The sequence below is a fragment of the Streptomyces toxytricini genome (assembly GCF_014649915.1).
In the GTDB taxonomy this organism is placed as follows: domain Bacteria; phylum Actinomycetota; class Actinomycetes; order Streptomycetales; family Streptomycetaceae; genus Streptomyces; species Streptomyces toxytricini.
Window position 1 is genome coordinate 100,925 of record NZ_BMTY01000012.1, and the last position, 24,763, is coordinate 125,687.

The 24,763-nt window shown below is 74.8% G+C and carries 23 protein-coding genes; 11 read left to right on the forward strand and 12 right to left on the reverse strand.

Annotated elements, in window-relative coordinates; translation table 11 throughout:
* Window positions 1-33: 33 nt before the first annotated feature.
* Both IE170_RS16960 and IE170_RS16965 read left to right on the forward strand, forming a co-directional pair.
* Window positions 34-2,817 (forward strand): lysylphosphatidylglycerol synthase transmembrane domain-containing protein, encoded by a 2,784-nt coding sequence (locus IE170_RS16960; protein WP_189810230.1) that lies wholly within the window; start codon window positions 34-36, stop codon window positions 2,815-2,817.
* Between the two features lie 83 nt (window positions 2,818-2,900).
* Entirely contained in the window at window positions 2,901-4,457 is a 1,557-nt protein-coding gene (locus tag IE170_RS16965; protein ID WP_189810231.1) for an alpha/beta hydrolase, read from the forward strand.
* A 97-nt stretch (window positions 4,458-4,554) separates the two neighbouring features.
* Here the strand turns inward: IE170_RS16965 and moeZ are convergent, their stop codons facing one another.
* From moeZ to IE170_RS17000, 7 genes are all read right to left on the reverse strand, one after another.
* Window positions 4,555-5,733 (reverse strand): adenylyltransferase/sulfurtransferase MoeZ, encoded by a 1,179-nt coding sequence (moeZ, locus tag IE170_RS16970; RefSeq protein ID WP_189810232.1) that lies wholly within the window; start codon window positions 5,731-5,733, stop codon window positions 4,555-4,557.
* Between the two features lie 63 nt (window positions 5,734-5,796).
* Window positions 5,797-6,546: a spherulation-specific family 4 protein gene (locus tag IE170_RS16975; protein ID WP_189810233.1), complete on the reverse strand. Its 750-nt coding sequence runs from the start codon at window positions 6,544-6,546 to the stop codon at window positions 5,797-5,799.
* Complete coding sequence (locus IE170_RS16980; RefSeq protein WP_189810234.1) at window positions 6,534-7,559, reverse strand: SDR family oxidoreductase; 1,026 nt, start codon at window positions 7,557-7,559, stop codon at window positions 6,534-6,536. Before IE170_RS16980 ends, IE170_RS16975 begins: the two co-directional genes overlap by 13 nt.
* A 121-nt stretch (window positions 7,560-7,680) precedes the next feature.
* A complete protein-coding gene (locus IE170_RS16985; protein WP_223855970.1) occupies window positions 7,681-8,586 on the reverse strand; it encodes a hypothetical protein in 906 nt (301 codons plus the stop codon).
* Window positions 8,583-10,232, reverse strand: coding sequence for a DUF3492 domain-containing protein (locus IE170_RS16990; RefSeq protein ID WP_189810235.1), 1,650 nt, complete (start codon window positions 10,230-10,232; stop codon window positions 8,583-8,585). Before IE170_RS16990 ends, IE170_RS16985 begins: the two co-directional genes overlap by 4 nt.
* Before the next feature lie 259 nt (window positions 10,233-10,491).
* Window positions 10,492-11,934: a DUF3152 domain-containing protein gene (locus IE170_RS16995; RefSeq protein WP_189810236.1), complete on the reverse strand. Its 1,443-nt coding sequence runs from the start codon at window positions 11,932-11,934 to the stop codon at window positions 10,492-10,494.
* A gap of 5 nt (window positions 11,935-11,939) precedes the next feature.
* A complete protein-coding gene (locus IE170_RS17000; protein WP_189810237.1) occupies window positions 11,940-12,932 on the reverse strand; it encodes an alpha/beta fold hydrolase in 993 nt (330 codons plus the stop codon).
* 140 nt (window positions 12,933-13,072) lie between these two features.
* Here IE170_RS17000 and IE170_RS17005 point away from each other — a divergent pair, with 140 nt between their 5' ends.
* The 4 genes from IE170_RS17005 to IE170_RS17020 all read left to right on the forward strand — a co-directional run bounded on the left by IE170_RS17005 (window position 13,073) and on the right by IE170_RS17020 (window position 14,965).
* Complete coding sequence (locus IE170_RS17005; protein ID WP_189810238.1) at window positions 13,073-13,291, forward strand: Rv3202a family protein; 219 nt, start codon at window positions 13,073-13,075, stop codon at window positions 13,289-13,291.
* 176 nt (window positions 13,292-13,467) lie between these two features.
* Window positions 13,468-14,127, forward strand: a complete 660-nt coding sequence (locus tag IE170_RS17010) for a TetR/AcrR family transcriptional regulator (protein ID WP_189810239.1) — start codon at window positions 13,468-13,470, stop codon at window positions 14,125-14,127.
* A gap of 169 nt (window positions 14,128-14,296) precedes the next feature.
* A complete protein-coding gene (locus tag IE170_RS17015) occupies window positions 14,297-14,524 on the forward strand; it encodes a DUF3107 domain-containing protein (RefSeq protein WP_189810335.1) in 228 nt (75 codons plus the stop codon).
* A 141-nt stretch (window positions 14,525-14,665) separates the two neighbouring features.
* Window positions 14,666-14,965, forward strand: coding sequence for a hypothetical protein (locus IE170_RS17020; RefSeq protein WP_373299003.1), 300 nt, complete (start codon window positions 14,666-14,668; stop codon window positions 14,963-14,965).
* A 137-nt stretch (window positions 14,966-15,102) separates the two neighbouring features.
* On the opposite strand, the gene IE170_RS17025 is transcribed toward IE170_RS17020, so the two are convergent.
* Window positions 15,103-15,861, reverse strand: a complete 759-nt coding sequence (locus tag IE170_RS17025) for a ferritin-like fold-containing protein (RefSeq protein ID WP_114058456.1) — start codon at window positions 15,859-15,861, stop codon at window positions 15,103-15,105.
* 467 nt (window positions 15,862-16,328) lie between these two features.
* Between IE170_RS17025 and IE170_RS17030 the strand changes: the two genes are divergently transcribed.
* From IE170_RS17030 to IE170_RS17040, 3 genes are all read left to right on the forward strand, one after another.
* Window positions 16,329-18,395, forward strand: a complete 2,067-nt coding sequence (locus tag IE170_RS17030) for a DEAD/DEAH box helicase (protein WP_223855968.1) — start codon at window positions 16,329-16,331, stop codon at window positions 18,393-18,395.
* A gap of 119 nt (window positions 18,396-18,514) precedes the next feature.
* The gene (locus tag IE170_RS17035; RefSeq protein WP_189810240.1) at window positions 18,515-19,375 is read left to right on the forward strand and encodes an alpha/beta fold hydrolase; all 861 of its coding nucleotides are present in this window, start codon (window positions 18,515-18,517) and stop codon (window positions 19,373-19,375) included.
* A gap of 94 nt (window positions 19,376-19,469) precedes the next feature.
* On the forward strand, window positions 19,470-19,622 hold the full coding sequence (locus tag IE170_RS17040; protein WP_174250346.1) for a DUF8834 family protein: 153 nt from the start codon (window positions 19,470-19,472) through the stop codon (window positions 19,620-19,622).
* 76 nt (window positions 19,623-19,698) lie between these two features.
* Here IE170_RS17040 and IE170_RS17045 read toward each other — a convergent pair whose 3' ends face one another.
* The 4 genes from IE170_RS17045 to IE170_RS17060 form a co-directional block, all read right to left on the reverse strand.
* A complete protein-coding gene (locus IE170_RS17045) occupies window positions 19,699-20,304 on the reverse strand; it encodes a MarC family protein (RefSeq protein ID WP_114054039.1) in 606 nt (201 codons plus the stop codon).
* Window positions 20,305-20,397: 93 nt separating this feature from the next.
* Window positions 20,398-21,264, reverse strand: a complete 867-nt coding sequence (locus tag IE170_RS17050) for a PHP domain-containing protein (RefSeq protein WP_189810338.1) — start codon at window positions 21,262-21,264, stop codon at window positions 20,398-20,400.
* 100 nt (window positions 21,265-21,364) lie between these two features.
* Entirely contained in the window at window positions 21,365-22,009 is a 645-nt protein-coding gene (locus tag IE170_RS17055; RefSeq protein WP_189810241.1) for a DUF6758 family protein, read from the reverse strand.
* Between the two features lie 61 nt (window positions 22,010-22,070).
* Window positions 22,071-22,655 carry a suppressor of fused domain protein gene (locus tag IE170_RS17060; RefSeq protein WP_189810242.1) on the reverse strand — a complete coding sequence of 195 codons (585 nt, stop codon included), beginning with the start codon at window positions 22,653-22,655 and terminating at the stop codon, window positions 22,071-22,073.
* Between the two features lie 390 nt (window positions 22,656-23,045).
* Between IE170_RS17060 and IE170_RS17065 the strand changes: the two genes are divergently transcribed.
* Window positions 23,046-24,161 (forward strand): magnesium and cobalt transport protein CorA, encoded by a 1,116-nt coding sequence (locus IE170_RS17065; RefSeq protein ID WP_189810243.1) that lies wholly within the window; start codon window positions 23,046-23,048, stop codon window positions 24,159-24,161.
* Between the two features lie 65 nt (window positions 24,162-24,226).
* Entirely contained in the window at window positions 24,227-24,745 is a 519-nt protein-coding gene (locus tag IE170_RS17070) for a hypothetical protein (protein WP_189810244.1), read from the forward strand.
* The last annotated feature ends 18 nt before the right edge of the window (window positions 24,746-24,763 follow it).

A 24,763-nucleotide genomic window follows, 5' to 3' on the forward strand; every position in this document is an offset into this window, starting at 1 on the left:
CCGGCCGTGCCACCATCTTCCGGGCGGTGACTGGTGATACGTGATCAAGAAGAGACGGCTGTGACGACGAAGGAGCAGGGTGTGAGCCCTCCGGACGGCGCGACCGAGGACGACGGCGCGCGCCCCGAGCCGGGCCCCGAGCCGCACCCCGGCACGCCCGCCGCGGGGGCTCCCGGCGCGCCCGCCGACGGCCCGCCCGCCGCCCCCGCGGCCCCGGCACCCGCAGCGGCGGCCGCCGACGAGGTCGAGGTCGACGAGCCGCTGCTCGCCGCCCGCGTGCACCGCCCCTCCGACCTCGTCCGCTTCCTCGTCGGACTCCTCGGCATCGCCGTCGTCCTCGGCATCGCCGCCTTCGCGCACGGCACCACCGCCGGCCTGGAGGACGACATCAGCCAGGGCACCCAGGCCGCCCCCGACCTCCTGATCAAGGTCGCGGGCCTGGTGTCCAGCATCGCCGTCCTCCTCGTCCCCGTCGCCTTCGCGATCGAACGGCTGATCAAACGCGACGGGCTGCGCATCGCCGACGGCGTCCTCGCCGCCGTCCTCGCCCACGGCGTCACCCTCGCCACCGACCTCTGGGTCTCCCAGGCAGCGCCGGCCACCATCCAGGACGCGCTGACCCGCGCCGCGGGTGCCGGCGGCGCCCCCACCGACCCCGTGCACGGCTACCTCGCGCCCGTGATCGCGTACATGACCGCCGTCGGGATGACGCGACGGCCGCGCTGGCGGGTCGCCCTGTGGGTGGTGCTGCTGCTCGACGCCTTCGCGATGCTGGTCAGCGGCTACACCACCCCGTTCTCGATCATCCTGACGGTGCTGATCGGCTGGAGCGTCGCGTACGGCACCCTGTACGCGGTCGGCTCCCCGAACGTGCGCCCCACCGGGCAGAACCTCCTCGCGGGCCTGCGCCGGGTCGGCTTCCAGCCGGTCAGCGCGGCGCGCGCCGAGGTCCCGGAGGGCGCCGACGCCTCCGAGGCCAGCGACCGCGGGCGCCGCTACCACGTCACCCTGGAGGACGGACCGCCGCTCGACGTCACCGTCGTCGACCGGGAGCAGCAGGCGCACGGGTTCTTCTACCGGGTGTGGCGCCGCATGACCCTGCGCGGGATCACGACGCGCCGCTCCCTGCAGTCGCTGCGCCAGGCGCTGGAGCAGGAGGCGCTCCTCGCGTACGCGGCGATCGCGGCCGGCGCGAACGCGCACAAGCTGATCGCCACCTCCGAGCTCGGCCCGGACGCCGTGATGCTCGTGTACGAGCACCTGGAGGGCCGGCCGCTGGACGCGGTCCCGGACGAGGAGATCACCGACGGGCTGGCCCGCCACGCGTGGGAGCAGGTACGCGCCCTGCAGTCGCGCCGGATCGCGCACCGCCGGCTGACGGGTGACGCCCTGCTGGTGGATCGTTCCGGCAGGGTCATCCTCACGGATCTGCGCGGCGGCGAGATCGCGGCCGGCGACCTGGTGCTGCGGATGGACATCGCGCAGCTGCTGACCACGCTCGGCCTGCGGGTCGGCGCGCAGCGCGCGGTCGCGTCGGCGGTGTCGGTGCTCGGCCCGGACGCGGTGGCGGACTGCCTGCCGCTGCTGCAGCCGATCGCGCTGAGCCGGTCGACGCGGGCGACGCTGCGCCGGCTCGCCCGGGAGCGGGCGGACCGGCAGCGGGAGGCCGTGCTGGAGTCCTCGCGGGCGGCGAAGGCGGCCCGCGAGGCGGCGGCCGGGAAGGCGGGCGCCAAGGCGGTCCCCGCCACCTCGGCGGCCGAGCGGAAGGCGGAGAAGCGGGCGCTGGACGATGCGCTGGAGGGGGCCCGCGAGGAGGACCTGCTCAGCCAGATCCGCAAGCAGGTGCTGCTCATCCGGCCGCAGGCGCCGGTGGAGCCGGCCCGGCTGGAGCGGATCCGGCCGCGCACCCTGGTGTCGTTCATCGCGGGCGCGTTCGGCGCGTACTTCCTGCTGACGCAGCTGGCCCACGTCGACTTCGCGACGATCGTCGGCGAGGCCGAGTGGGGCTGGGTCGGGGCGGCGCTGGCGTTCTCGGCGCTGACGTACTTCGCCGCGGCGATGAGCCTGCTCGGGTTCGTGCCGGAGCGGGTGCCGTTCCTGCGGACGGTGGTGGCCCAGGTGGCCGGCTCGTTCGTCAAGCTGGTCGCCCCGGCGGCCGTCGGCGGCGTCGCGCTGAACACGCGGTTCCTCCAGCGGGCGGGGGTCCGGCCGGGGCTGGCGGTGGCCAGTGTGGGCGCCTCGCAGCTGTTCGGGCTGGCGTCGCACGTCCTGCTGCTGCTGGCGTTCGGCTACCTGACGGGCACCGAGAAGACGCCGGAAATGACGCCGTCCCGGACGGTCATCGCCGGCCTGCTGACGGTGGCCGTGCTGGTCCTCGTCGTCACGGCGGTGCCGTTCCTGCGGAAGTTCGTCGTGACACGCGTGCGGGCGCTGTTCGCCGGTGTCGTGCCGCGCATGCTGGACGTCCTCCAGCGGCCGCAGAAGCTGATGACCGGCATCGGCGGGATGCTGCTGCTGACCGGCTGCTTCGTGATGTGCCTGGACGCGTCGATCCGCGCCTTCGGCGGCGGCGAGGCGCTGAGCTACGCGAGCATCGCCGTCGTGTTCCTCGCGGGCAACGCCCTCGGCTCGGCCGCGCCGACGCCGGGCGGCATCGGCGCCGTGGAGACGACGCTGACGCTGGGCCTGATCGCGGCGGGCCTGGACAAGGAGGTCGCGATCTCGGCGGTCCTGCTGTTCCGGCTGATGACGTTCTGGCTGCCGGTCCTGCCGGGCTGGCTGTCGTTCAACTACCTCACCCGCAAGGAAGCGATCTGACGCCGCGGCCCGCGCCCGCGGGCGGCTGACCCGAACGGGCGCGTGCGCGGGCGGGGTCCGCGGGGGCGGCGGAGGATGGGGACATGTCGAGACACGTCCTCCGGACGGCCGCCGCCGGCGCCGTCGTCCTCGCCGTGGCCGCCGTCGCCGGCTGCTCCGGCGGCGGAGGCGGCACCCCGTCCCGCACCGACGGGACCGGGTCGGCGCCGCCGCCGCTGAAGTGGGGCGCCTGCGCCGCCCCGGACGCCGCCCAGGGCGGCGGCCCCGCCCCGCCGAAGGACTGGCAGTGCGCCACGCTGCGGGTGCCGCTCGACTACGCCGACCCCGGCGGGGAGACGATCCCGCTCGCGCTGATCCGGGCCCCCGCCCGGGACAAGGAGCGGCGCCTCGGCTCCCTCGTGTTCAACTTCGGCGGTCCCGGCGGCTCCGGCGTCAGCACGCTGCCCGGCGCGGCCGAGGAGTACCAGGCGCTGCGCTCGCGCTACGACCTGGTGAGCTTCGACCCGCGCGGGGTCGGCGCCAGCGCGCCCGTGCTGTGCCAGACCGACAGGCAGCTGGACGCGTACTACGCCGCGGACAACACGCCGGAGACGCCGGCGGAGGAGAAGGAGTTCGCGGACGGCATCCGCCGCTACCACCAGGCCTGCGAGGCCCGGTCGGGGAAGGTGCTGCCGTACGTGGGCACCGAGAACGCCGCCCGGGACCTGGACCGGATCCGCCAGGCGCTCGGCGACGGGAAGCTGAACTACTTCGGCATCTCGTACGGCACCGAGCTCGGCGGGGTCTACGCCCACCTGTTCCCGGACAAGGTCGGGCGGGCCGTCTTCGACGCGGTCGTCGATCCGACGAAGACCTCCGAGCAGAGCGCGCTCGGCCAGGCGAAGGGCTTCCAGCTGGCGCTGGAGAACTTCGCGCAGGACTGCGTGGACCGCGGCGACGAGTGCCGCCTCCAGGGCGCCACCGCCCAGGAGGTCGAGGACACGGTGCTCCGGCTGCAGAAGAGCCTGGCGCAGAAGCCGATCCCGGGCCTCGGCGGGCGCATGCTGACCGACTCGGCGGCTACCAACGGCATCGCGCAGGCCCTGTACTCGCAGGAGCTGTGGCCGCTGCTGGAGCAGGGCATCGACGAGGCGGAGGGCGGGCAGGGCCAGCTGCTGATGGCACTGTCCGACGCGCTGAACGGGCGGCAGGAGAACGGCCGCTACAGCAACATCGGGGCCGCGAACACGGCGGTCAACTGCGCGGACTCGAAACAGCGGTTCACGCTGGAGCAGACGAAGGAGCGGCTGGCGGAGTTCCGCAAGGCCTCCCCCGTCTTCGGGGACTTCCTCGGCTGGGCGCTGATGAGCTGCACCGGCTGGCCGGTCAAGGGCGCCTGGGAGACGCCGGACGTGTCGGCCGCCGGCTCCGCGCCGATCCTGGTGATCGGCAACACCGGCGACCCGGCGACGCCGTACGAGGGGGCGCGGCGCATGGTGGAGCGCCTCGGCCCGGGGGTCGGGGTGGAGCTGACGTACGAGGGCCAGGGGCACGGCGCGTACAACAGCGGCGACCCGTGCGTGCAGAAGGCGGTCGACGCCTACCTGCTCGACGGGAAGGTGCCGTCCGGCGGCACGGTCTGCAAGTCCTCCTCCGCCTGACCCGGCGGCGGACACCGGACGGCCCCCGGCCCCGCGCCGTCGCGCGCAGGGGCCGGGGGCCGGTACGGGTGGACCCGGGGGGACCCGGGAGGGCCCGCTAGTAGACGGGCTTCTCGGGCTCGACCTGGTGGACCCAGCCGATGACGCCGCCGCCGACGTGGACCGCGTCCGCGAAGCCGGCGGACTTCAGGACCGCCAGGACTTCCGCACTGCGGACACCCGTCTTGCAGTGCAAGACGATCCGCTTGTCCTGCGGGAGGTCCTGGAGGGCGCTGCCCATCAGGAACTCGCCCTTGGGGATCAGCCGCGCGCCCGGGATGGAGACGATCTCGTACTCGTTCTTCTCGCGGACGTCGATGATCTCGATGTTCTCGCCCTCGTCGATCCACTCCTTGAGCTGCTTCGGGGTGATCGTCGAGCCGGCGGCCGCCTCCTGGGCCTCCTCCGAGACGACGCCGCAGAAGGCCTCGTAGTCGATGAGCTCCTTGACGGTCGCGTTCGGGCCGCACACCGCGCAGTCGGGGTCCTTGCGGACCTTGACCTGGCGGTACTGCATCTCCAGGGCGTCGTAGATCATCAGACGGCCGACCAGCGGCTCGCCGACGCCGGTGAGGACCTTGATGGCCTCGGTGACCTGGATGGAGCCGATGGACGCGCAGAGCACGCCGAGGACGCCGCCCTCGGCGCAGCTCGGGACCATGCCCGGCGGCGGGGGCTCCGGGTAGAGGCAGCGGTAGCAGGGGCCGTGCTCGGACCAGAAGACGGAGGCCTGGCCGTCGAAGCGGTAGATGGAGCCCCACACGTACGGCTTGCCGAGGAGCACGCAGGCGTCGTTGACGAGGTAGCGCGTGGCGAAGTTGTCGGTGCCGTCGACGATCAGGTCGTACTGGGAGAAGATGTCCATCACGTTGTCGGCTTCGAGCCGCTCTTCGTGCAGGACGACGTTCACGTACGGGTTGATGCCGAGGACGGAGTCACGGGCGGACTCCGCCTTGGAGCGGCCGATGTCCGACTGGCTGTGGATGATCTGGCGCTGCAGGTTCGACTCGTCGACCTCGTCGAACTCCACGATGCCCAGCGTTCCGACGCCGGCCGCGGCCAGGTACATGAGGGCGGGCGAGCCGAGGCCCCCCGCGCCCACGGCCAGCACCTTCGCGTTCTTCAGGCGCTTCTGGCCGTCCATCCCGACGTCGGGGATGATCAGGTGGCGGGAGTACCGACGGACCTCGTCGACGGTGAGCTCGGCAGCCGGCTCGACCAGGGGTGGCAGCGACACGGGGACTCCGTAGATCGGTATGCGTGAACGGTGGTTCTTCCCGTAACACTGCCACGCCCTTCTTCATTCCGAGACACCTGGTCCGATACGTGAGACGATTTCGTCCCAGTACGCGGGCATTGACGCCCAGGGGTCCTCATTCGGGGCCGCGCGCCGGTCGGTGAACCAGATCGTCCCGGCGCCCTGCCAGCGGGCGATCCGCAGCGCCTCCTCCAGATGCGTGCGCGGCACGCCGTGGACGAGGTGGCAGAACCGCTCCGGCGGGTGGTCTGCGGTCCACTCCGCCACCTGCGACCAGCGGTAGTCCGCCCAGGCCCCGGCGAAGGTGACCAGCTGGTCGGCGACGTCCGCGTAGCCCTCGCTCGGGTGGGTGCCGTGCCCGAGCACGATCCGCAGGTCCGGGCCGAGACCGCGCAGGGTGTCGACGACCCTGCGCACCCCTGCGAGCCCGGACCGGTCGGCCGGGGCCCCGTCCAGGTAGAAGCCGTCGACCCGGTACCAGTCGGCGAAGCGGTGGGCGTCGGAGACCAGCTCGCCGAACGTCCGCTCGCCGTCCCGCACCGCGAGATGCCCGAGGACGGTGCCGCCGGCCCCGCGGAGCCGGGCCACCGCCTCGGTGCAGTGCGGGTCGGGCCGGGAGCCGGGGCCGTCGGTGACGTTCAGCACGGCCCAGTGCAGGGGCGTGCCGGGGCGGGTCAGCTCGGCCCATTCGACGGGCGCGAGCAGCGGGTGCGCGTAGCCGGGGATGCCGAGGCCGGGCCGGCCGGAGCCGGTGGCGGCGGCAGCCGGGGCGGGCGTGGTCAGATGCGGCACGCCGCCTCCATCCAGATGTCCGCGAGGGACTCCTCCAGGTTGATCCTGGGCCGCCAGCCGAGCCGGTCCCGGGCGGTGCGGACGTCGGCCTGCTGCCAGGCGCCGCAGCCGTCCGGATAGGGGTACGCGGCCGCGGGCGGGGCGGCGGCCAGCTGCTCGGCGGTGGCCTCGGAGCGGGGCGCGCCGATCGCCGCGAGGGAGGAGGCCCGGCCGTGGCCGCCGTGGAGCGGCCCGTGGCCCTGCGGGTGTCCGCCCTGTGGGACGTCGATCTCATGGAGGGTGCCTCCGTACCCCGCGACCCGGGCGAGGACGGCTGCGGCGTCGCGGAGCCGGACGGCGCGCCCGGTCCCGATGTTGACGACGCCCTGCGCGGCGGACAGGGAAGCGGCGTGCACGGCGCGCGCCACGTCCCGGACGTCGACGAAGTCCCGCTGGACCCCGAGTCCGCTGAGCTTCAGCTCGCCGTCCCCGGACTGCATGGCGCGCCGCATGGCCTCGGCGAGCCGGCCGAGCGGGGAGCCGGCGGGGGTGCCGGGCCCGACGGGCGAGAAGACGCGCAGGACGACGGCGTCGAGGCCGGAGCCGAGCACGAGCTCGGTGGCGGCGAGCTTGCTGACGCCGTACGGCCCGCCGGGTCTGGGGACGGCGTCCTCGGCGGTGGACGATCCGGGCTGGCTGGGCCCGTACTCGGCGGCGCAGCCGAGCTGGACGAGGCGGGCCCCGCAGCCGCTGCGGCGCAGGGACTCGCAGATGGTGGCGACGGCGACGGTGTTGTGCCGGGTCAGTTCCCGGGCGCCGCCGCGGGTGGCGCCGGCGCAGTTGACGACGACGCCCGGGTGGACGGCGTCGAGGAAGCGGGTGAGCGCGCCGGGGCTGCCGGTGGCGAGGTCGAACCGGACGTCGGCGTCGTCGCCGCGGCCGAGCGCGGTCAGCTGGACGGCGGGGTCGGCGAGCAGCCGGTCGGCGACGTAGCGGCCGAGGTATCCGTTGGCTCCGATCAGCAGCACCCTCATCGCGCGGCCCCTCGGTTGGTTGGCTGGCCGGTCATGCGGTGTCTCCTTCTTCTTCGGTCGGGCGGGAGGGGGTGGGGCGGGCCTTCGCCGCTTCCGTGTCGGCGCGGGGAGCGGGCGGCCCTCAGGTCCGGGCGTGCGCGGAGGCGCGCGCCAGGACGGACAGGGCGAGGGCGAGGAGGCCGGCCGCGGCGGCGGGCGCCGCGGGCGCGGCGGGGACCGCGGCGAGGGCGAGCGCCGCGGCGACGGGCGGCCAGGGGGCGCCGTGGCACAGGAGCAGCCGGGCCAGGAACAACAGCACGGCGAGCGGCACCGCGGCGGCGAGCGGTGCCCCGGCGAGGGCGGCGGCGCCCGCGGCGGCGGCGGTCTGGGCGGCGCAGGCCGCGAGGAGCAGCGGCCGGGCGGAGGAGGCGAAGTCCTCCAGGGCGCGGCTGGCGGCGAGCCGGCTGCGGGCGCGGGCGGCGAACGCCGCAGCGGCGAGGTGGCCGGGGGCGGCGGCGAGGGCGAGGGCGGCGCCGAGCGGGGTGCCGTGGCGGTGGACGGCCCAGCCGGCGGCGGCCGCGGCGGCGAGGTGGACGGCGAGGGAGCCGCGGCCGCGGACGGTCCGCCCGGTCGCGGAGGGCCGGGCGAGCGCGGCGACGGTGGCGGCGGCGGCGAGGGCGCCCGCGTACGGCAGCGCGGCGGCGACCGCGGCGAGGGCGGCGGCGCCGGGCAGCAGGGCGAGGCCGAGGCCGCGCAGGGCGCGGGCGTCGCGGGGGCCGGCCGCGGCGGGCGCGGCGGGCCCGTCGCCGCGGGGGGTGCGGGCGTAGAGCTCCTCGGCGAGGGAGAAGACGTCCCGGTGGCGGAAGCGGGCGGCGGTGCGGTCGGTGATGCCGCGGGCCTCCAGTCCGGCCGCGATCTCCAGCGGGTCCACGGCCCGCTCGCACAGCTCCCGGTGGCGGTGCAGGAGGGTCTTGACGGGGTCCCCGGCCGCCCGGCGGCGGGGGGCGGCGGCGACGGGTGCCGCGGCCCCGGCTTCGTCGGGGGTCATACGGTCGCCTCCGTGGTGGGGGCCGGGGCGGATGCGCCGGCGGAGTGCCCTGCGGCGGCCGCCGCGTCGGGGTCCGGGTCGGGGTCGGGGTCGGCCCAGCCGGGGCTGGTCCAGTGGCCGGGGACGCGGGCCTCGGGGGGCTGTCCGAAGGGGACGCCGGTGCCGGGCCGGGCGGGTCCGCGGGCGAGGAGCCGCAGGTAGGCCTCCCGGAAGGCGGCCACGTTCTGCTCTACGGTGAACAGCTCCAGGGCGCGGGCCCGGGCGGCCGCGCCGAGCCGCTGGGCCCGCTCGGGGTCGCGCAGCAGGGAGAGGCAGGCGTCGGCGAGGGCGCGCGGGTTGCGGGGCGGGACGACGAGGCCGGTGCCGCCGATGACCTCGCACACCGCGCCGACGTCGGTGGAGACGGTGGCCCGGCCGCAGAACATCGCCTCGGCGAGCCCGGCCGGGAAGCCCTCGACGACGGAGGAGAGGACGGCGACGCGGCCGCTGCCGTAGGCCTCGGCGGCGGTGGCCGCCTCGGGCCCGCCGATCTCCTCGAACGAGACGGGGTTCTCCTCGGCGGTGACGGCGTCGGCGGCCTCGTCCGGGAAGAGCTGGGCGGCCAGCGAGCGGCAGTCGGCGAGGTAGCCGGGGACCGCGGCGGCGGTCCCGAAGATCCGCAGCCTGGTGCCGGGGGCTGCCTTGCGGACCTCCGCGAAGGCGTGGAGCAGCCCGACGAGGTCCTTGCCGGGCTCGATCCGGCCGACCCACACGAGCGTGTCGGGGTCGCCGCAGGCGGGGTCCTCCCCGACGGCGGCGAATCGGTCCGCCTCCATCCCCGGGTACACGGTCTCCAGCCGGTCGCGGGTGGCGCCGCACCGCTCCTGCCAGCGGCGGGCGTGCGCGTTGCCGGGGGTGAGGAGGTCGGCGCGGGCGTAGATCTCGCAGGCGAGCCGGACGTGGAAGGCGGCGAGGAGCGCGCGCACTGCGGGGCGGCCGCCCTCGGGGCGGTCCAGGTAGTGGGTGCGCAGCCGCACCCCGTACTCGGTGACCAGGAGCGGCACTCCGAAGAAGCGTTTGGCCAGCAGTCCGGGGAGGGCGGCGATCCCGCCCGCCGTGGCGTGGCAGACGTCCACCTCGCGGAGGTCCTCGTACCAGTCGAGGGACAGCGGGCGCAGCAGCCGCTCCAGGGCGTCGGCGAACTCCAGCAGGTCGGCCACCTGGGCGTGCCGGACGGAGCGGCGGGCGCCGGGCGCCCGGCAGGCGGACTCCACCGCCCGCACGGCGGTCTCCGAGCGGAGGGCCGCGTACATGCCGCCCTGTTCGCGGGCGAGCTCGGCGAGCCCGTACAGCCCGGCGGCGAAGGGCTCGGCGCGGCCGGTGCAGATGCCGTCCACCAGCTCCCCGTAGGAGTCGGCGAACCGGCGGCGCTCGCGCCGGGAGTGGGTGCGGCCGTCGTCGGCGGGCGCCCACAGCGGGGCGGTCCAGACGCGGGTGACGTGCTCGGGGAGCACGACCCGGCCGCGCTCCTCCTGTTCGGCGCTGCGGCTCAGCGCGTAGAGCTCGAACTCGTGCTGCGGCAGGCCGCGCACGAGGCGCTCGCACCACAGCCGGCCCTCGCCCGCGGCATACGGATAGCCGCCTTCGGTGAGCAGTCCGATCCGCACGAGTGGCACCCCCGAATCTCCCGTCGTGGCGGCGGCCGCCGGTCCGGCGACCGGCCGCGGGAGAAGCCAAGCGGATGCGCCGGTGGCGCGGCGGACGGTTGTCCGTCGCGCCACCGGAAGGGGTGAAGAGTCGTAACTTTCCCGTACGGTTCGCGTTCGAGCGCGCTACCCGGAGGGGTGCCGCGGGGGTGGGCAAGCCGCGGAGCGAAGTGCTTTCCGGCTGCCCCGCCGTCCGGCCGTCCGGCTTTCCTGCCGTCCGTCAGTTGCCGGGGAACACCCACGGGTTGGGCTTGCAGCGGACGCCGTTGATCTCCAGCGACTTGGTCTGCTGCTGCATGATCGGCGCGGGGGCGCCCGGGGTCTGGCAGTTCACGTGCCCGTGGCCGAGCCGGTGGCCGACCTCGTGGTTGATGAGCATCTGCCGGTACGCGAACATCTGCTCCGCCCCGTACGTGGGCGAGCCCTGCGCCCACCGGTACGCGTTGATCATCACGCGGTCGGTGTTGGCGGAGTCGCAGGAGACGTTCTCGATGGTGGTGTCCAGCCCGGACTTCGCGCACCACACGCCGGTCGTGCCGGGGCTGGCGAGGGTGATGACGAAGTCGGCGCTGCCGCCCGGGACCCGCTCGAAGGTCTTGCGGCCGCCGTGGGCCCAGCTGCGGTCGTCGTTGAGGGTGCGGTGCACGGCCTCCGCGAACAGCTGGGCGTCCAGCCCGAGCCCGGTCTCGACGTCGACCCGGTAGCGGACCACGTCGCCCTTGCCGGGGGCGGCGGCGACGCCGGGGACCGTCTCGAAGGTCCCGGGTCCCTTCAGCTTCTCGTCGATCGGGAGCTGCTGGGCCATCTTCTGGTCGTACGTGAGCTCCGGCGCGGGCGCCGGGGCCTCGGGCGGCGCCTGCGGGACGGCCCGGCCGTCGGAGCGGGAGGCCGCTGACTGGCCGGGCAAGGCCCGGTCGCCGGCAGCGCCGGCGGCGCGCGGGGAGGCGGACTTGCCGTCGGCGTCGGCGGACATATGGCCGGCGACGACGACGGCGAGGACGGTGGTGACGGCCGCGGCGGCCATGCCGGTGTAGGTGAGGGCCTTGCGGCCGCGCCCCGTGCCGGAGGCGCCGGCCTGCGTTTCCTCGGCGTCGTCCCCGCGGGGGGCGGGCACCCGGCGCTGCGGGCCGGTGGAGGCGGGGCCGTCGGAGGCGTCCGCCGCGGGGCCGGAGCCGGGGAGAACGGTTTCAGCTCCGGACCGGGGGGCGCGGGCGGATTCCGCACCGCCGCCCGGGAGGCCCTGCCAGTCTCCGTACACCGTGCCGGGGCCGGCGCCCCACCCTCCGCCGGGCTCGCGCTGCTCGGGGTGGCCGGCGGGCCGGTCGTACTGCGGGTGCCGCTCCCCGTACGCAGCGTGGCCGCCGGAGGAGGCGTGCTCCTCGTACGCGAACTCCCCGTACTGCTCGTACTGCTCGTACTGCTCGTACTGCCGGTACTGCTGCCCGTGGGACTGCTCGTACGGCTGGTGCTGCCCGTACCCGTCCTGCCCGTACCCGTCCTGTCCGTACCCGTCCTGTCCGTACCCGTCCTGTCCGTACGCGTACGGCTCGCGGCCGCGCTCCTGCCCGTACGGGGCCTGCTGCTCGGCGGCCGGCGGCGCGGCGGGGGCGGCCCCGGGGGGCCTGCCTGCCGGAGCGGGGCCCTTGCGGCTGTGTCGTCCCAAGGTGCTCAGCCTCTGCCGTCGTCGGTATATCGGACATGTTTGCCGGTGTCGTCCAGGAGTTCCCGGAAGGCCTTCGCCACGGCGTCTGGGCACTCCATCATCGCCACGTGCCCGGCGGCGGGCAGGCACAGCAGGCGCGAGCCGCGGAACGCGGCGGCGGCCTTGCGGGCCATGCGGTAGGAGACGAGCTGGTCGCGGCCGCCGTAGACGAGCAGCGTCGGGGCCAGGACGCGCTGGGCCTGCCGCCACAGCCCGTGCTGTCCGCCGAGGGTGTAGGCGTCGACGATGCCGCGGGTGGTGCGGCTCATCGCCTCCCAGAAGTAGGGGAGCGCCATGCGGCGCTCCATCTCCTCGACGGCCTGGGCGAATGCCTCCGGCGGCACCAGCGAGGGGTCGCCGTAGCAGAGCTCGGTGACGCCGCGGGTGCGCTGCTCGGCGCTGAGGCCGCGGGTGAGCCGGTCGATGAGCGCGGCCGTCCCGGGCAGGGCGAGGAGGCCGGTCGGCACGGCCGACCGCTGCACGCGCAGCTCGGGGAGGGCGGGCGAGACCAGGGTCAGGGTGCGCACGAGGTCGGGGCGGACGGCCGCGACGCGGGTGGTGACGGCGCCGCCGAGGGAGTTGCCGACGAGGTGGACGGGGCCGCGGCCGGCGGCGTCGAGGTGCCGGACGACGGCGCGGGCCATGGCGTTGACCGAGTAGTTCCGGTCGGCGGGCGGCGGCGACCAGCCGAAGCCGGGCAGGTCGAGGGCCTCGCCGTCGACGCGGTCCTCCAGGCGGGCCATGAGGGCGGACCAGTTGGTGGAGGAGCCGCCGAGGCCGTGCACGAACAGGGCGGGCGGCAGTCCGGTCCCGGCTGTGGCGGGTCGGAACCGCACGGCGAGTTCCAGCCCCGGCAGCCGGTCGGTGCGCAGCTGCTCCCCCTCGGCCACCCGGGCGGTGCCGGCCCGGGGGGACGGCTCGGCGGCGGAGCGCACACCCGGCAGCTCGGTCGAAGACATGGGGGCAATGTTACGAGACGATCACGTCCGGACTCTTGTGTTCGGCGTCACAGGCCGAGGACGGCCGCGTAGCGGTGCACGGGCGATCCTCCTAGGCTTTGGGGTAGGCAGGACCAGGGGCGAGGGAAGGGGAGAGCCAGATGAGTGTCGACCCCGCAGAGCCGGACACCTTCCGGGGCGAGTTCCGGGAGTCGCTGGACGCGGAGGCGCCGGAGGCCGACGCGGCGGAGCAGCTGGCGGAGCTCCGGCCCGATGACGACGACGACCGCATCACGGGGGTGGAGCGCGGCGAGGCGAACGACGGCGACGCCGTCGAGCAGGCGCGCGTGGTGCCCCTGGACGAGGAGGACTACCGCTGAGCCGTCCGACGCCGCCCACTACCGCCCGGTAACCCGCCGGGGCGTCCTGACCAGCGCCTCCGGGCGGTCCGCAGAGCGAGAAAACTCGGCCGGAACCCCCCGCATGCGGTTACCGAAAAGTACGATGGCGGGCGCGGCGCAGAGCGCACTGTGCATGAGAGAAAGTGGGAGGCGGCGTGACAGCCATCGAGCAGACGGAGGCAGCGCGTCCTCGGGGCACGCGCCTGCCGCGCCGAGCCCGACGCAACCAGCTCCTGGGCGCGGCCCAGGAGGTCTTCGTCGCGCAGGGGTACCACGCGGCGGCGATGGACGACATCGCCGAGCGGGCCGGGGTCAGCAAGCCGGTGCTCTACCAGCACTTCCCCGGCAAGCTGGACCTGTACCTGGCGCTGCTGGACCAGCACTGCGAGAACCTTCTCCAGGCGGTGCGGGGTGCGCTGGAGTCGACGACGGACAACAAGCTGCGCGTCGCCGCGACGATGGACGCCTACTTCGCGTACGTGGAGGAAGAGGGCGGCGCGTTCCGCCTGGTGTTCGAGTCGGACCTGACCAACGAGCCCGCGGTGCGCGAGCGTGTCGACCGGGTGTCGCTGCAGTGCGCGGAGGCGATCTCCGACGTGATCGCGGAGGACACGGGGCTGTCCCAGGACGAGTCGATGCTGCTGGCGGTGGGCCTGGGCGGCGTTTCGCAGGTGGTGGCCCGGTACTGGCTCTCCAGCGAGAGCCCGGTCGCCCGCGACAAGGCGGTGGGCCTGCTGACGTCGCTGGCCTGGCGCGGCATCGCCGGCTTCCCGCTGCACGGCGCGGAGGGCGCCGCAGGGGGCCCGGCCTCCTGACCCTGGCGCAGGACCGGCCGCGGGGCGGCGCCGACCGGTGAGGTCGGTGCCGCCCCGCGCTGTTCGCTGCGAGCGTGCCCGGAGCACGCTCGCCCGTCCCCTCTGCGGGCTAATGTGGACCGGTACGGCGCGGCTGATCGCGCACAACGACCGTCGGAGGGACGAAGCCGTGGAGGTCAAGATCGGCGTGCAGCACGCACCCCGGGAGATCGTGCTGGAGAGCGACCTGAGCGCCGAGGAGCTGGAGCGCATCGTCTCGGCCGCGCTGACCGGTTCGGAGCCGCTGCTCAGCCTCACCGACACCAAGGGCCGCCGGGTCCTGGTGCCGTCCGACCGCCTGTCGTACGTGGACCTGGGCGAGCCGAACGTCCGCAAGGTCGGCTTCGGCGCGCTCTGACCGGATGTCGGGGGCGTCGGACGGGCGCTCCGGGAACTGGCCGAAACGGCCCGGCGGTTGTTCCGCCGGGCCGTTTCCGCGTCTTCCGCTTCGGGTAGGACGGCTCTGACCTGGTTCGGCCCCGGCCTGCGGGAGGCCCTCATGCTGCTGCTGGAAGCGCTCGGCTCCGCCCTGTTGGGCCTCGCCCTGGCGGCGGGGGCGGTGCGCCTGTTCGCCCGGCGCCTGCCCGCCGCGCGGATCGTGCTCGCCAGCGGCGTGCTCGGCGCCCTCTTCGGGGCCTGGCTGACGGGGTACGCGCTCGGCCCGGGGCACTCCAGCCCGATGGCGACGCTGGCCGGTGCGGTGCTGGTGTCCGCCGTGGTGCTGTCGCTGCTGCTGCGGCCGGGCGGGTCCCCCGGCGGCGCCCGCCGGGCTCCGTTTTCGCTTCCGTCGCGGGGCTGACCGTCGCCGCCCGCCCCGCTCCGTTACCGGTCGCCGCCCGCCAGGCGGTCCCTCCGGCGGATCGTGACGCGGCCGCGGCCCCGGTGCGCGGTGCGCGCGCCGGGGCCGCCGTAAGCCCTGAGCGGGAACCGCCGGTGTCAGGCGGCGAGGCCCAGGGCCGCCATCCGCTTGGTGTGCGCCTTGGTGATGCGGGCGAACATCTCGCCGACGGCCGCCAGGTCGAAGCCGGCCGCCATCCCGTCGACTCCGCCGACGAGCATGGTCGACAGGGCGTCGCGCTCGGCGACCACCCGCTGCGCCTGCGAGAGGGCCTCGCCCATCAGGCGGCGCGCCCACAGGGCGAGCCGGCCGCCGCAGCGCGGGTCGGCCTCGATGGCGGCGCGGACCTTCTCCACGGCGAAGCCGCCGTGGCCGGTGTCGTCGAGCACGCCGAGCACCAGGGCGCGGGTGTCCGCGTCCAGGTGGCTGGCGACCTCGCGGTAGAAGTCGCTGGCGATCGAGTCGCCCACGTACGCCTTGACCAGGCCCTCCAGCCAGTCCGACGGGGCGGTCTGGCGGTGGAAGTCGTCGACGCCCTTGGCGAAGGGCTCCATCGCGGCGGTCGGCTCGGCGTCGATCGCGGCGAGCCGGTCGCGCAGCCGCTCGAAGTGGTGGAATTCGGCGGCGGCCATCTTGGCGAGCTCGGCCTTGTCGTCGAGGGTGGGCGCGAGCTTCGCGTCCTCCGCGAGGCGCTCGAATGCGGCCAGCTCGCCGTACGCGAGCGCGCCCAGGAGGTCCACGACGGCGGCCCGGTACTGCGGCGAGGCCGAGGCGGTCGCCCAGTCCTGGGCTGCGATGCCGCCGGACCCGGCGGAGGCGCCGTCGTCGGCGGGCGTTGCGTTTTCTACGGTCGACATGGTCCGCACAATAGCCCGCCCCGAGGACCCCGAGGCCACCGCGTCGCACGTCGTCCCGTCCACCCGGACACGACGGCCAGGTGAATTCACCCGACACGCCTGCGGGAATCCGGGGTACAGTGGTATTGCGCCTGCCGAATACTCGGCGGGCCATCCGAATGAGGATGCCCGGTCGGTGGCCCGATCGGCTCCAACCCGACCGCCCTCGGTGATGCGTACGTCCATGCGTACCGCGTCCGAGAGGGGCCCCCTCAGCGGCGCAAGCGCTTGAGCGAAGGCAGTGGTCCCGCGCAGCTTCGCACGTCCCAGTACGGCAAGCCTGGCACGGTAGGACCCCCTCGCCGCCTCGTGCCGCGTCTCACAGAAGAGGCAGCACCCTGACTACGTTCCGAGAACTCGGGATCTTTCCCGAGACCGCCGAGGCCCTCGAAGCCGTCGGCATCACCACCCCCTTCCCGATCCAGGAGATGACCCTCCCCGTCGCCCTCTCCGGCACGGACGTCATCGGACAGGCCAAGACCGGAACCGGCAAGACGCTCGGTTTCGGCCTTCCGCTGCTGGAGCGCGTCGTCGTTCCCGCGGACGTCGAGGCCGGCCGGGCCACGCCCGACCAGCTCACCGACTCCCCCCAGGCCCTCGTCGTCGTCCCGACGCGCGAGCTGTGCACCCAGGTGACGAACGACCTGCTGACCGCCGGAAAGGTCCGCAACGTCCGCGTCCTCGCCATATACGGCGGACGCGCGTACGAGCCGCAGGTCGAGGCGCTCCAGAAGGGCGTCGACGTCATCGTCGGCACGCCCGGCCGCCTGCTCGACCTGGCCGGCCAGCGCAAGCTCGACCTGTCGCGCGTCAAGGCGCTGGTGCTGGACGAGGCCGACGAAATGCTCGACCTGGGCTTCCTGCCCGACGTCGAGAAGATCATCAACCACCTGCCGGCCAAGCGGCAGACGATGCTGTTCTCGGCGACCATGCCGGGCGCCGTCATCGGCCTGGCCCGCCGGTACATGACCCAGCCGACGCACATCCGCGCCACCTCGCCCGACGACGAGGGCGCGACCGTCGCCAACATCACGCAGCACGTCTACCGTGCGCACAACATGGACAAGCCGGAGCTCGTGTCGCGCGTCCTGCAGGCCGAGGGCCGCGGACTCGCCATGATCTTCTGCCGGACCAAGCGCACCGCGGCGGACATCGCCGAGCAGCTGGAGCGGCGCGGCTTCGCGGCCGGCGCCGTCCACGGCGACCTGGGCCAGGGGGCGCGCGAGCAGGCGCTGCGCGCGTTCCGCAACGGCAAGGTCGACGTCCTGGTGTGCACCGACGTCGCCGCGCGCGGCATCGACGTCGAGGGCGTGACGCACGTCATCAACTACCAGACGCCCGAGGACGAGAAGACCTTCCTGCACCGGGTCGGCCGCACCGGCCGCGCGGGCAACAAGGGCACCGCGATCACGCTGGTCGACTGGGACGACATCCCGCGCTGGCAGCTGATCAACAAGGCGCTGGAGCTCGACTTCCACAACCCGGTCGAGACGTACTCCACCTCCCCGCACCTCTACGAGGAGCTGGGCATCCCGGCCGGCACCAAGGGTGTCCTGCCGCGCGCCGAGCGCGTGCGGGCCGGCCTGGACGCCGAGGAGATCGAGGACTTGGGCGAGACCGGCGGCCGCGGTGGCCGGGGCGGCCGCGGCGAGCGCCGTCCGGCGGCCTCCGCCGAGGCGGAGCGCCCGGCCCGGACGCGGACCCCGCGCCAGCGCCGCCGTACGCGCGGCGGTGCCGAGGTGGCGGCCGAGGCGGCTGCGGCTCCCGCCGCGGTGGCCGAGGCCCCCGCCGCGGAGGTGCCCGCCGCGGACGAGCCGCGCAGGCCGCGCCGCCGGCGGACCCGGGTGTCGGCTGCGGAGGCCGCCGCTGCCGCCGTGGCCGCGGCCCCGGCCGTCGAGGTTCCGGTCGCCGAGGTCCCCGTCGCCGAGGTGCCGGCCGCCAAGGCGCCGGTGGCCGAGGCCCCCGCCGCCGAGGCTCCGGCCGAGGTGCCGCCCGCCAAGGCCGCTGCCGCGCCGCGCCGGGTGGCCCGGACCCGCAAGCCCACCCAGACCTCGATCCTGGCGGCGGCCGCGGCCGCGCCCGTCGAGGTGCCGGTGCAGCCGGCCGGGCCGGAGCCGGACTTCCAGATCGCGCCGCCGGCCGAGCCCGTCCGGGCCCGCCGCACCACGCGGGCTCCGCGCAAGGCCCCCGCTGCCGCCCCGGCCGCGGCGCCGGCCCCGGTCGCGGAGGCCCCGGCGGCCGAGGAGGCCCCGGCCAAGCCGAAGCGCACCCGGACCCGCAAGGCCGTCGCGCCCGCCGCGGAGGCTCCGGTGGCCGAGGCCGCCGCTGCCGCCGAGGACGCCGCGGCCAAGCCGAAGCGCACCCGGACCCGCAAGGCCGCCGCCCCCGCCGCGGAGGCTCCGGTGGCCGAGGCCGCCGCTGCCGCCGAGGAGGCCCCGGCCAAGCCGAAGCGCACCCGGACCCGCAAGGCCGTCGCGCCCGCCGCGGAGGCGTAAGCCCCCGCAGCACCGTGCCACGGGCCCGGTTCCCCACTCGGGGAGCCGGGCCCTCGGCATGCCCGAGGAGGGCGGGCCCTCGGAGTGAACGGCTCCCTACGGGCCGGTAACCTCGGGCCATGAGCAAGCCGCCCCGCCTGACCCTCCCGTCCGACGCCTGCGCGTACCGCCTGACCACCGCCCGCGGCGACTTCGCCGTGCACGAGGCGGGGGCACCGGAGCGCGGCACCGCCCTGCTGGTTCCCGGGTTCACCGGGAGCAAGGAGGACTTCATCGGGCTGCTGGAGCCGCTGGCCGCGGCCGGGTACCGGGTCGTCGCCGTCGACGGGCGCGGGCAGCACGAGACGCCGGGGCCGCGCGAGGAGTCCGCGTACGCCCTGGAGGAGCTGGCGCGCGACGTCCTCGCGCAGGCCGCCGCGCTCGGCGGCGGGGGGCCGCTCCACCTGCTCGGGCACTCCCTGGGCGGGCTGGTCGCGCGGGCCGCGGTCCTGCGGGACGCCGCGCCGTTCGCCTCGCTGACGCTGATGAGCAGCGGGCCGGGCGCCATCTCCGAGGAGCAGCAGGCGCGCACGAAGCTGCTGGTGGCGGCGCTGGAGGTGATGCGCGAGGACATGGCGGGCGTGTGGACCGCGATGCGCTCCTACGATCCGGAGGACGCGGTGGCGGACGCGCCGGAGCTGGAGGCGTTCCTGCGCGGCCGCTGGCTGGCGACCGTGCCGGAGCAGCTGATCGCCACGGGGCGGGTGCTGGTCTCCGAGCCGGACCGGGTCGACGAGCTGGCCGCGGTGGACCTGCCGAAGATGGTCGTCTCGGGCGAGGTGGACTACGCGTGGCCCGTGCCGCTGCTCGACGAGATGGCGGAGCGGCTCGGGGCGCGGCGGGTGGTCGTGGCGGGGGCCGAGCACTCCCCCAATGCGGAGAACCCGCAGGCCACGGCCAGGGCACTGGCGTCCTTCTGGACGTCCGTCGGCCACAAATAGTTAGCCTGGGAAAAAATTTATTTAGCGTAGGGAATGTTTGCCTCCTCCCCTCGGTTGGAACAGTGCAAGGAGAACACTGACGAAGGGAGAAGCCGTGCGCTTCGAGATTCTGCGCCTGGACGACGTCGACGGATCCGCCGTGGACAGCACCGTCGTGGACGCGGCCTCCGTCAACCGGATCGTGCAGCAGGCGGCCTCGATCGGCCAGCGCATCCTGATCCGACCGGCCGAGAGTGCGTCCTCCTGACGCTTCGCCCCACACGCCGAACGCCCCCGCACCGATCCGGTGCGGGGGCGTTTCGCCTGCGCGGGCGCGGCGGGCGTCAGGCGCCGCGGACGACCTGGAGCACGCCGTTGATGATCTGCTGGACGGCGATGGCGGAGAGCATCATGCCCGCGAGCCGCGTCACGAGGACGACGCCGCCGTCCTTGATCACGCGGATGATCACCAGGGAGTAGCGCATCGTGAGCCACAGGACCGCGTGCATCGCGACGATCGCGGCCCAGACCGAGACCTGCCCCGCGACGCCGTCGGCCTTCTGCACGGCCAGGATGACGGAGACGATCGCACCCGGTCCGGCGAGCAGCGGCATGCCGAGCGGGACGAGGGCGACGTTGACGTCCTTGGTCTGCTTCGGCTCGTCCGTCTTCCCGGTCAGCAGGTCGAGGGCGATGAGCAGGAGCAGCAGACCGCCGGCGATCATCAGCGCCGGGACGGAGACGTGCAGGTAGTCGAGGATCTGCTGGCCGCAGATGCCGAAGACGGCGATGACGCCGAAGGCCACGCAGACGGCCTGCCAGGCCATCCGGCGCTGCACCTTGACGGGGCGGCCGGAGGTCAGGGCGAGGAAGATCGGCGTGATCCCCGGAGGGTCCATAATCACAAAAAGCGTGAGAAATAGGGATCCGAAGACGGCGAAGTCGAACACAGTGATGCCTTGCAGAGAGAGGGGTGTTTCGGAGGAGGGTGCCGGGGGCGGGGCGTGCGGGCGCGGACCCGGCTGCTGCCGGGCGGGGCGGCCTTACGCGCGCGTGTCTCCGCCGGCGCCCGGGACGGGGAAGGCCCCCGCGGCGCGGCGCGTGATCTCGCCGTAGACCTCCGGGTCGGTGGTGTAGTCACCGAGGCGGCAGGTCTTGCGGCTGCCGTGGTAGTCGCTGGAGCCGGTCACGAGCAGGCCCAGGTCGCCGGCCAGGCCGCGCAGCCGGGCGCGCGTGGCGTCGTCGTGGTCCATGTGGTCGACCTCGATGCCGTCCAGTCCGGCGGCGGCGAGTTCGGCTATCGCCGACTCGGGCACACAGCGGCCGCGCTTGACGGCGGCGGGGTGCGCGAAGACGGTGACGCCGCCGGCCGCCTTGACCAGGCGTACGGCCTCGAACGGGTCGAGCTCGTGCTTCTCGGCGTAGGCGCGCCCGCCGTCCGCGAGCCAGTCCGGCGTGAACGCGTCCGACACGGTGGGCACGACGCCGAGTTCGACGAGCGCGGTCGCGATGTGCGGCCGGCCGACGGAGCCTCCGGCGGCGATCCGGGAGACTTGCTCCCAGGTGACGTCCACGCCGAGGCCGCGCAGCTTGGCGATCATCGCCTGGGCGCGCGGCGTGCGGTCGTCGCGGACGAGCTCCCGCTCGCGGGCGAGCTCGGGCTCCCCGGGGTCGAAGAGGTACGCGAGCATGTGCATGCCGATGCCGTCGAGGCGGCAGGAGAGCTCCATGCCGGGGACGACGGTCAGCCCGGCCGGGGCGGCCGCGACGGCCTCGGCGTGGCCCGCGACGGTGTCGTGGTCGGTGAGCGCGACGACGTCCAGCCCGGCGGCGGCCGCGGCGCGGACCAGCTCGGCGGGGGTGTCGGTCCCGTCGGACGCCGTGGAGTGGGCGTGCAGGTCGATGCGCACGGCCATGGCTCCAGGGGTCGGGGTTGCGGGGACACCCCAGGATAACGCCCGGCCGCGCCCCCCTCCTCCCCCCGGGCCGCCGCGACGGCACTGCCGTGGACTACGACAATCCGAGGATCCGCGGGCTGAGGGCACCGATGGGCAGCATCTCCACCTCGGCGCCCGCCTCGCGCAGGTCCGTCAGGACCAGTTCGTCGTACATCAGGAGGCCCGACTGCTCGGGCCAGGCGATGGCCCACAGCCACAGCCCCCGGGCCTCGCCGGCGAAGACCGCCCGGTCTTCGGGGGCCCCGTTCACGTGCCACAGCGGTGTCGGCCGGCCGCCCGCGACGACCTTGGCGTGCGGCGGGGAGGAGACGTCGATGGCGGAGCCGGGGTCGGGGCCGTCGATGCCGGCGTAGCGGGAGCCGAGCCCGACGCCCAGCTCCTCGGCGATCAGCACCAACTCGCCGGGGCCGCCCAGCGGTCCGGGCCCGGAGCACGCCACGGCGGTCGCCCTGCCCCCGCTGCGGTCGTCACCGGCCGCCGCCACCCCCGTGAAAAGCCACCCCACCGGCAGCGGCCACGGCATCCACACCGGGACCCGGGCCCGCTGCACGACGACCCCGAGGGCCTCGACGCTGGGCGGGATGACGGGCTGCAGGGGGTGCACCGTGCCGTGCACCGCGCACTGCCAGGAGTCGGAGAAGAGTCCGGGCGCCCTGACCCGGCCACCGCACTTCGGGCAACTCGGTTCGCCCCTCATGGGAAGCCACGCTCCTCCCCGCCCGGCGCCCCGTCAAGACACGATCACCCGGTCGGATGCCTCAGTCCAGCGCCACGGCGGTACGCAGCGGGTCGCGCAGGTCCGTCCCGCGCGCCAGCCACTTCTCCTGGAGGGCAGCCGCGCCGTGGACCCGCTTCCAGGCCGCCTCGTTCGCTGTCATCGGCAGGAGCGGCAGGAACCGCACCGGCTCCATCGGCTCGTCCAGTTCGAGGTCCTCGACGAGCCCGCCGGGCTCCGCGACGAGCACCGACGTGAAAGGCGCGCCCTCCCACAGCGGCTCGCCCACGTCGAGCGACGCGCCGGGCGCCACCACCAGCCCTTCCACCTGCGGCGAGGCGGCGAGGACGGCGAGCGGCCGCAGCACCCGGTCCGTGGGCGCCAGGCCTTCCCGCACCGTCAGCAGCAGCTCGGCCCGCGGGCCGCGCAGCGGGTCGGCGACCACGGCGGTCGGGTCGGCCATCGGGGACGCGGACATGCCGAGGGTCGCGTACCGCACGAGGCCGTCCCCGGTGAAGCGGAGCACCTCGATGCGGTCGGTGCCGAGGAACGTGACGGCGGCCCGGGCGTCGGGCTCGCCGAGGGCGCTGCGCAGCCGGGCTTCGACGAGAGCCAGAATTTCTGCCATGCGCCGAGCATAGAACTCGTATCCGGCGGGTAAAGGGCGGGTCTTGACCATCCGTCGGCTGATAGTGTTGACCGCTGGTCGGGGCCGCACCGCAGAAGCGGTGCCTCGGGGCCCCGGCGACAGGACGTCCCCCACGGGGGACCGGCCGGAGGAGGTGGGGACTGCCGTGGACCGAAGTCGATCGTGCAGTACCAATCGCTCTTCCGCCCCTGGTACGGGCGCACCCTGCCCCGTTTGATCATCCGATCAGCAGAAGAGCGACGGCGGAACGTCTGTCCTCCCGTCCCTTTCCCTCCGCCCCTGCCGGCGCGCCCGCCGCCCGCAGTCCGCGTCCACCGGAGGGACCTCCCACCCCGTACGGCCGCGGCCGTGCGTGCGAAGGAGCCTGCCATGTCGATGCTGCCCTACCTCCGTGCCGCCGTCCGACCGGCGCTGCGCAGGTCCAACCCCGTCCAGCCCGGCTACGACACCACCCGCGACCCCTCGGCGAGCAGCGCCGTGGTCGACTGCGCGGTGTACCGCGACGGCCGGCGCGCCCTCGGCTCGGCCTGTCTGACGCCCCGTGAGGCGATCCGGCGGGTCCGCGAGGACGGCGGCTTCGCCTGGATCGGCCTGCACGAGCCGACGGAGGAGGAGTTCGCGGGGATCGCCGCAGTCTTCGGCCTGCACCCGCTGGCCGTGGAGGACGCCGTACACGCCCACCAGCGGCCGAAGCTGGAGCGCTACGACGACACCCTCTTCACGGTGTTCAAGACGATCCACTACGTGGAGCACGCGGAACTCACGGCGACCAGCGAGGTCGTGGAGACCGGCGAGGTGATGTGCTTCACCGGCCCCGACTTCGTGATCACGGTCCGGCACGGCGGGCAGGGCTCGCTGCGGGGCCTGCGCCACCGCCTCCAGGACGACCCCGAGCTGCTGGCCAAGGGCCCCTCGGCGGTCCTGCACTCGATCGCCGACCACGTCGTCGACGGGTACATCGCGGTCGCGGCGGCGGTCCAGGACGACATCGACGAGGTGGAGAACGCGGTGTTCGCCGCGCCCGCCAAGGGCGTCGCGCGCGGCGGCGACGCCGGCCGCATCTACCAGCTCAAGCGGGAGGTGCTGGAGTTCAAGCGGGCCGTGGCCCCGCTGCTGCGGCCGATGGAGCTGCTCAGCGAGCGCCCGATGCGGCTGGTCGACCCGGACATCCAGAAGTACTTCCGCGACGTCGCCGACCACCTGGCGCGCGTCCACGAGCAGGTCGTCGGCTTCGACGAGCTGCTGAACTCGATCCTCCAGGCCAACCTCGCCCAGGCGACCGTCGCGCAGAACGAGGACATGCGCAAGATCACCTCCTGGGCGGCCATCATCGCCGTACCGACCATGATCTGCGGCGTGTACGGGATGAACTTCGAGCACATGCCCGAGCTCCAGTGGGAGTACGGCTACCCGATGGTGATGGCGAGCATCGTCGGCATCTGCTTCACCATCCACCGGGCGCTGCGCCGCCACGGCTGGCTGTAGCCCCCCCGGGGCCCCGCCCGACGGGCCCGCCGGGACCGTGCGGGCCCTCCCCTACCCTGGTGCGCATGACTCTCAGCACGCTCGACCTGGCCCTCGTCGAGGAGGCCACCAAGAAGTCCGGCCTGATCTGGGTCCGCGGCGCCGGCGCCGAGCGCGCCCTGTGGCACGCCTGGGTGGACGGCGCGGCGCACGTGCTGGGCGACGGCCCCGGCGAGCAGCCGCTGCCCGGCCTCGCCGACGGGGCGACGGCCGAGGTGACCGTCCGCAGCAAGGACAAGGGCGGCCGGCTCGTGGCATGGACCGCGGCCGTACGGGAACTGCCTCCCGGCGGCGGCGAGTGGGAGGCGGCGGTGGCGGAGCTGAAGGGCAAGCGGCTGAACGCCCCCGACTCCGAGGAGATGACGGCGCGCTGGGCGCGCGAGTGCCGGGTGCTGCGCCTGGAGCCGGTCGCGGCGAGCACCGACCTGCCGGACGGGTCGCTGGCCGCGGTGCCGGCCGGCTCGCCCGCGGTGACGCGGCGGCCGATCCCGGCGGGCCTGCCGAGGCTGCTGCTGAAGCGGAAGAAGGCCGCCCGCGGGGCGTAGGCCGACGCCGGGCCCGCC

What these genes read in the sequence shown, in the direction of transcription:
- IE170_RS16985 (WP_223855970.1), bottom strand. Translation starts at nt 8,586, where the DNA reads ATGACCCCCGACGAAGCCGGGGCCGCGGCACCCGTCGCCGCCGCCCCC.
- IE170_RS17025 (WP_114058456.1), bottom strand. Translation starts at nt 15,861, where the DNA reads ATGTCGACCGTAGAAAACGCAACGCCCGCCGACGACGGCGCCTCCGCC.
- IE170_RS17065 (WP_189810243.1), top strand. Translation starts at nt 23,046, where the DNA reads ATGTCGATGCTGCCCTACCTCCGTGCCGCCGTCCGACCGGCGCTGCGC.
- IE170_RS17020 (WP_373299003.1), top strand. Translation starts at nt 14,666, where the DNA reads ATGCTGCTGCTGGAAGCGCTCGGCTCCGCCCTGTTGGGCCTCGCCCTG.
- IE170_RS17035 (WP_189810240.1), top strand. Translation starts at nt 18,515, where the DNA reads ATGAGCAAGCCGCCCCGCCTGACCCTCCCGTCCGACGCCTGCGCGTAC.
- IE170_RS17070 (WP_189810244.1), top strand. Translation starts at nt 24,227, where the DNA reads ATGACTCTCAGCACGCTCGACCTGGCCCTCGTCGAGGAGGCCACCAAG.
- IE170_RS17030 (WP_223855968.1), top strand. Translation starts at nt 16,329, where the DNA reads ATGACCCTCCCCGTCGCCCTCTCCGGCACGGACGTCATCGGACAGGCC.
- IE170_RS17005 (WP_189810238.1), top strand. Translation starts at nt 13,073, where the DNA reads ATGAGTGTCGACCCCGCAGAGCCGGACACCTTCCGGGGCGAGTTCCGG.
- IE170_RS16980 (WP_189810234.1), bottom strand. Translation starts at nt 7,559, where the DNA reads ATGAGGGTGCTGCTGATCGGAGCCAACGGATACCTCGGCCGCTACGTC.
- IE170_RS17000 (WP_189810237.1), bottom strand. Translation starts at nt 12,932, where the DNA reads ATGTCTTCGACCGAGCTGCCGGGTGTGCGCTCCGCCGCCGAGCCGTCC.
- IE170_RS16965 (WP_189810231.1), top strand. Translation starts at nt 2,901, where the DNA reads ATGTCGAGACACGTCCTCCGGACGGCCGCCGCCGGCGCCGTCGTCCTC.
- IE170_RS17055 (WP_189810241.1), bottom strand. Translation starts at nt 22,009, where the DNA reads ATGAGGGGCGAACCGAGTTGCCCGAAGTGCGGTGGCCGGGTCAGGGCG.
- IE170_RS17060 (WP_189810242.1), bottom strand. Translation starts at nt 22,655, where the DNA reads ATGGCAGAAATTCTGGCTCTCGTCGAAGCCCGGCTGCGCAGCGCCCTC.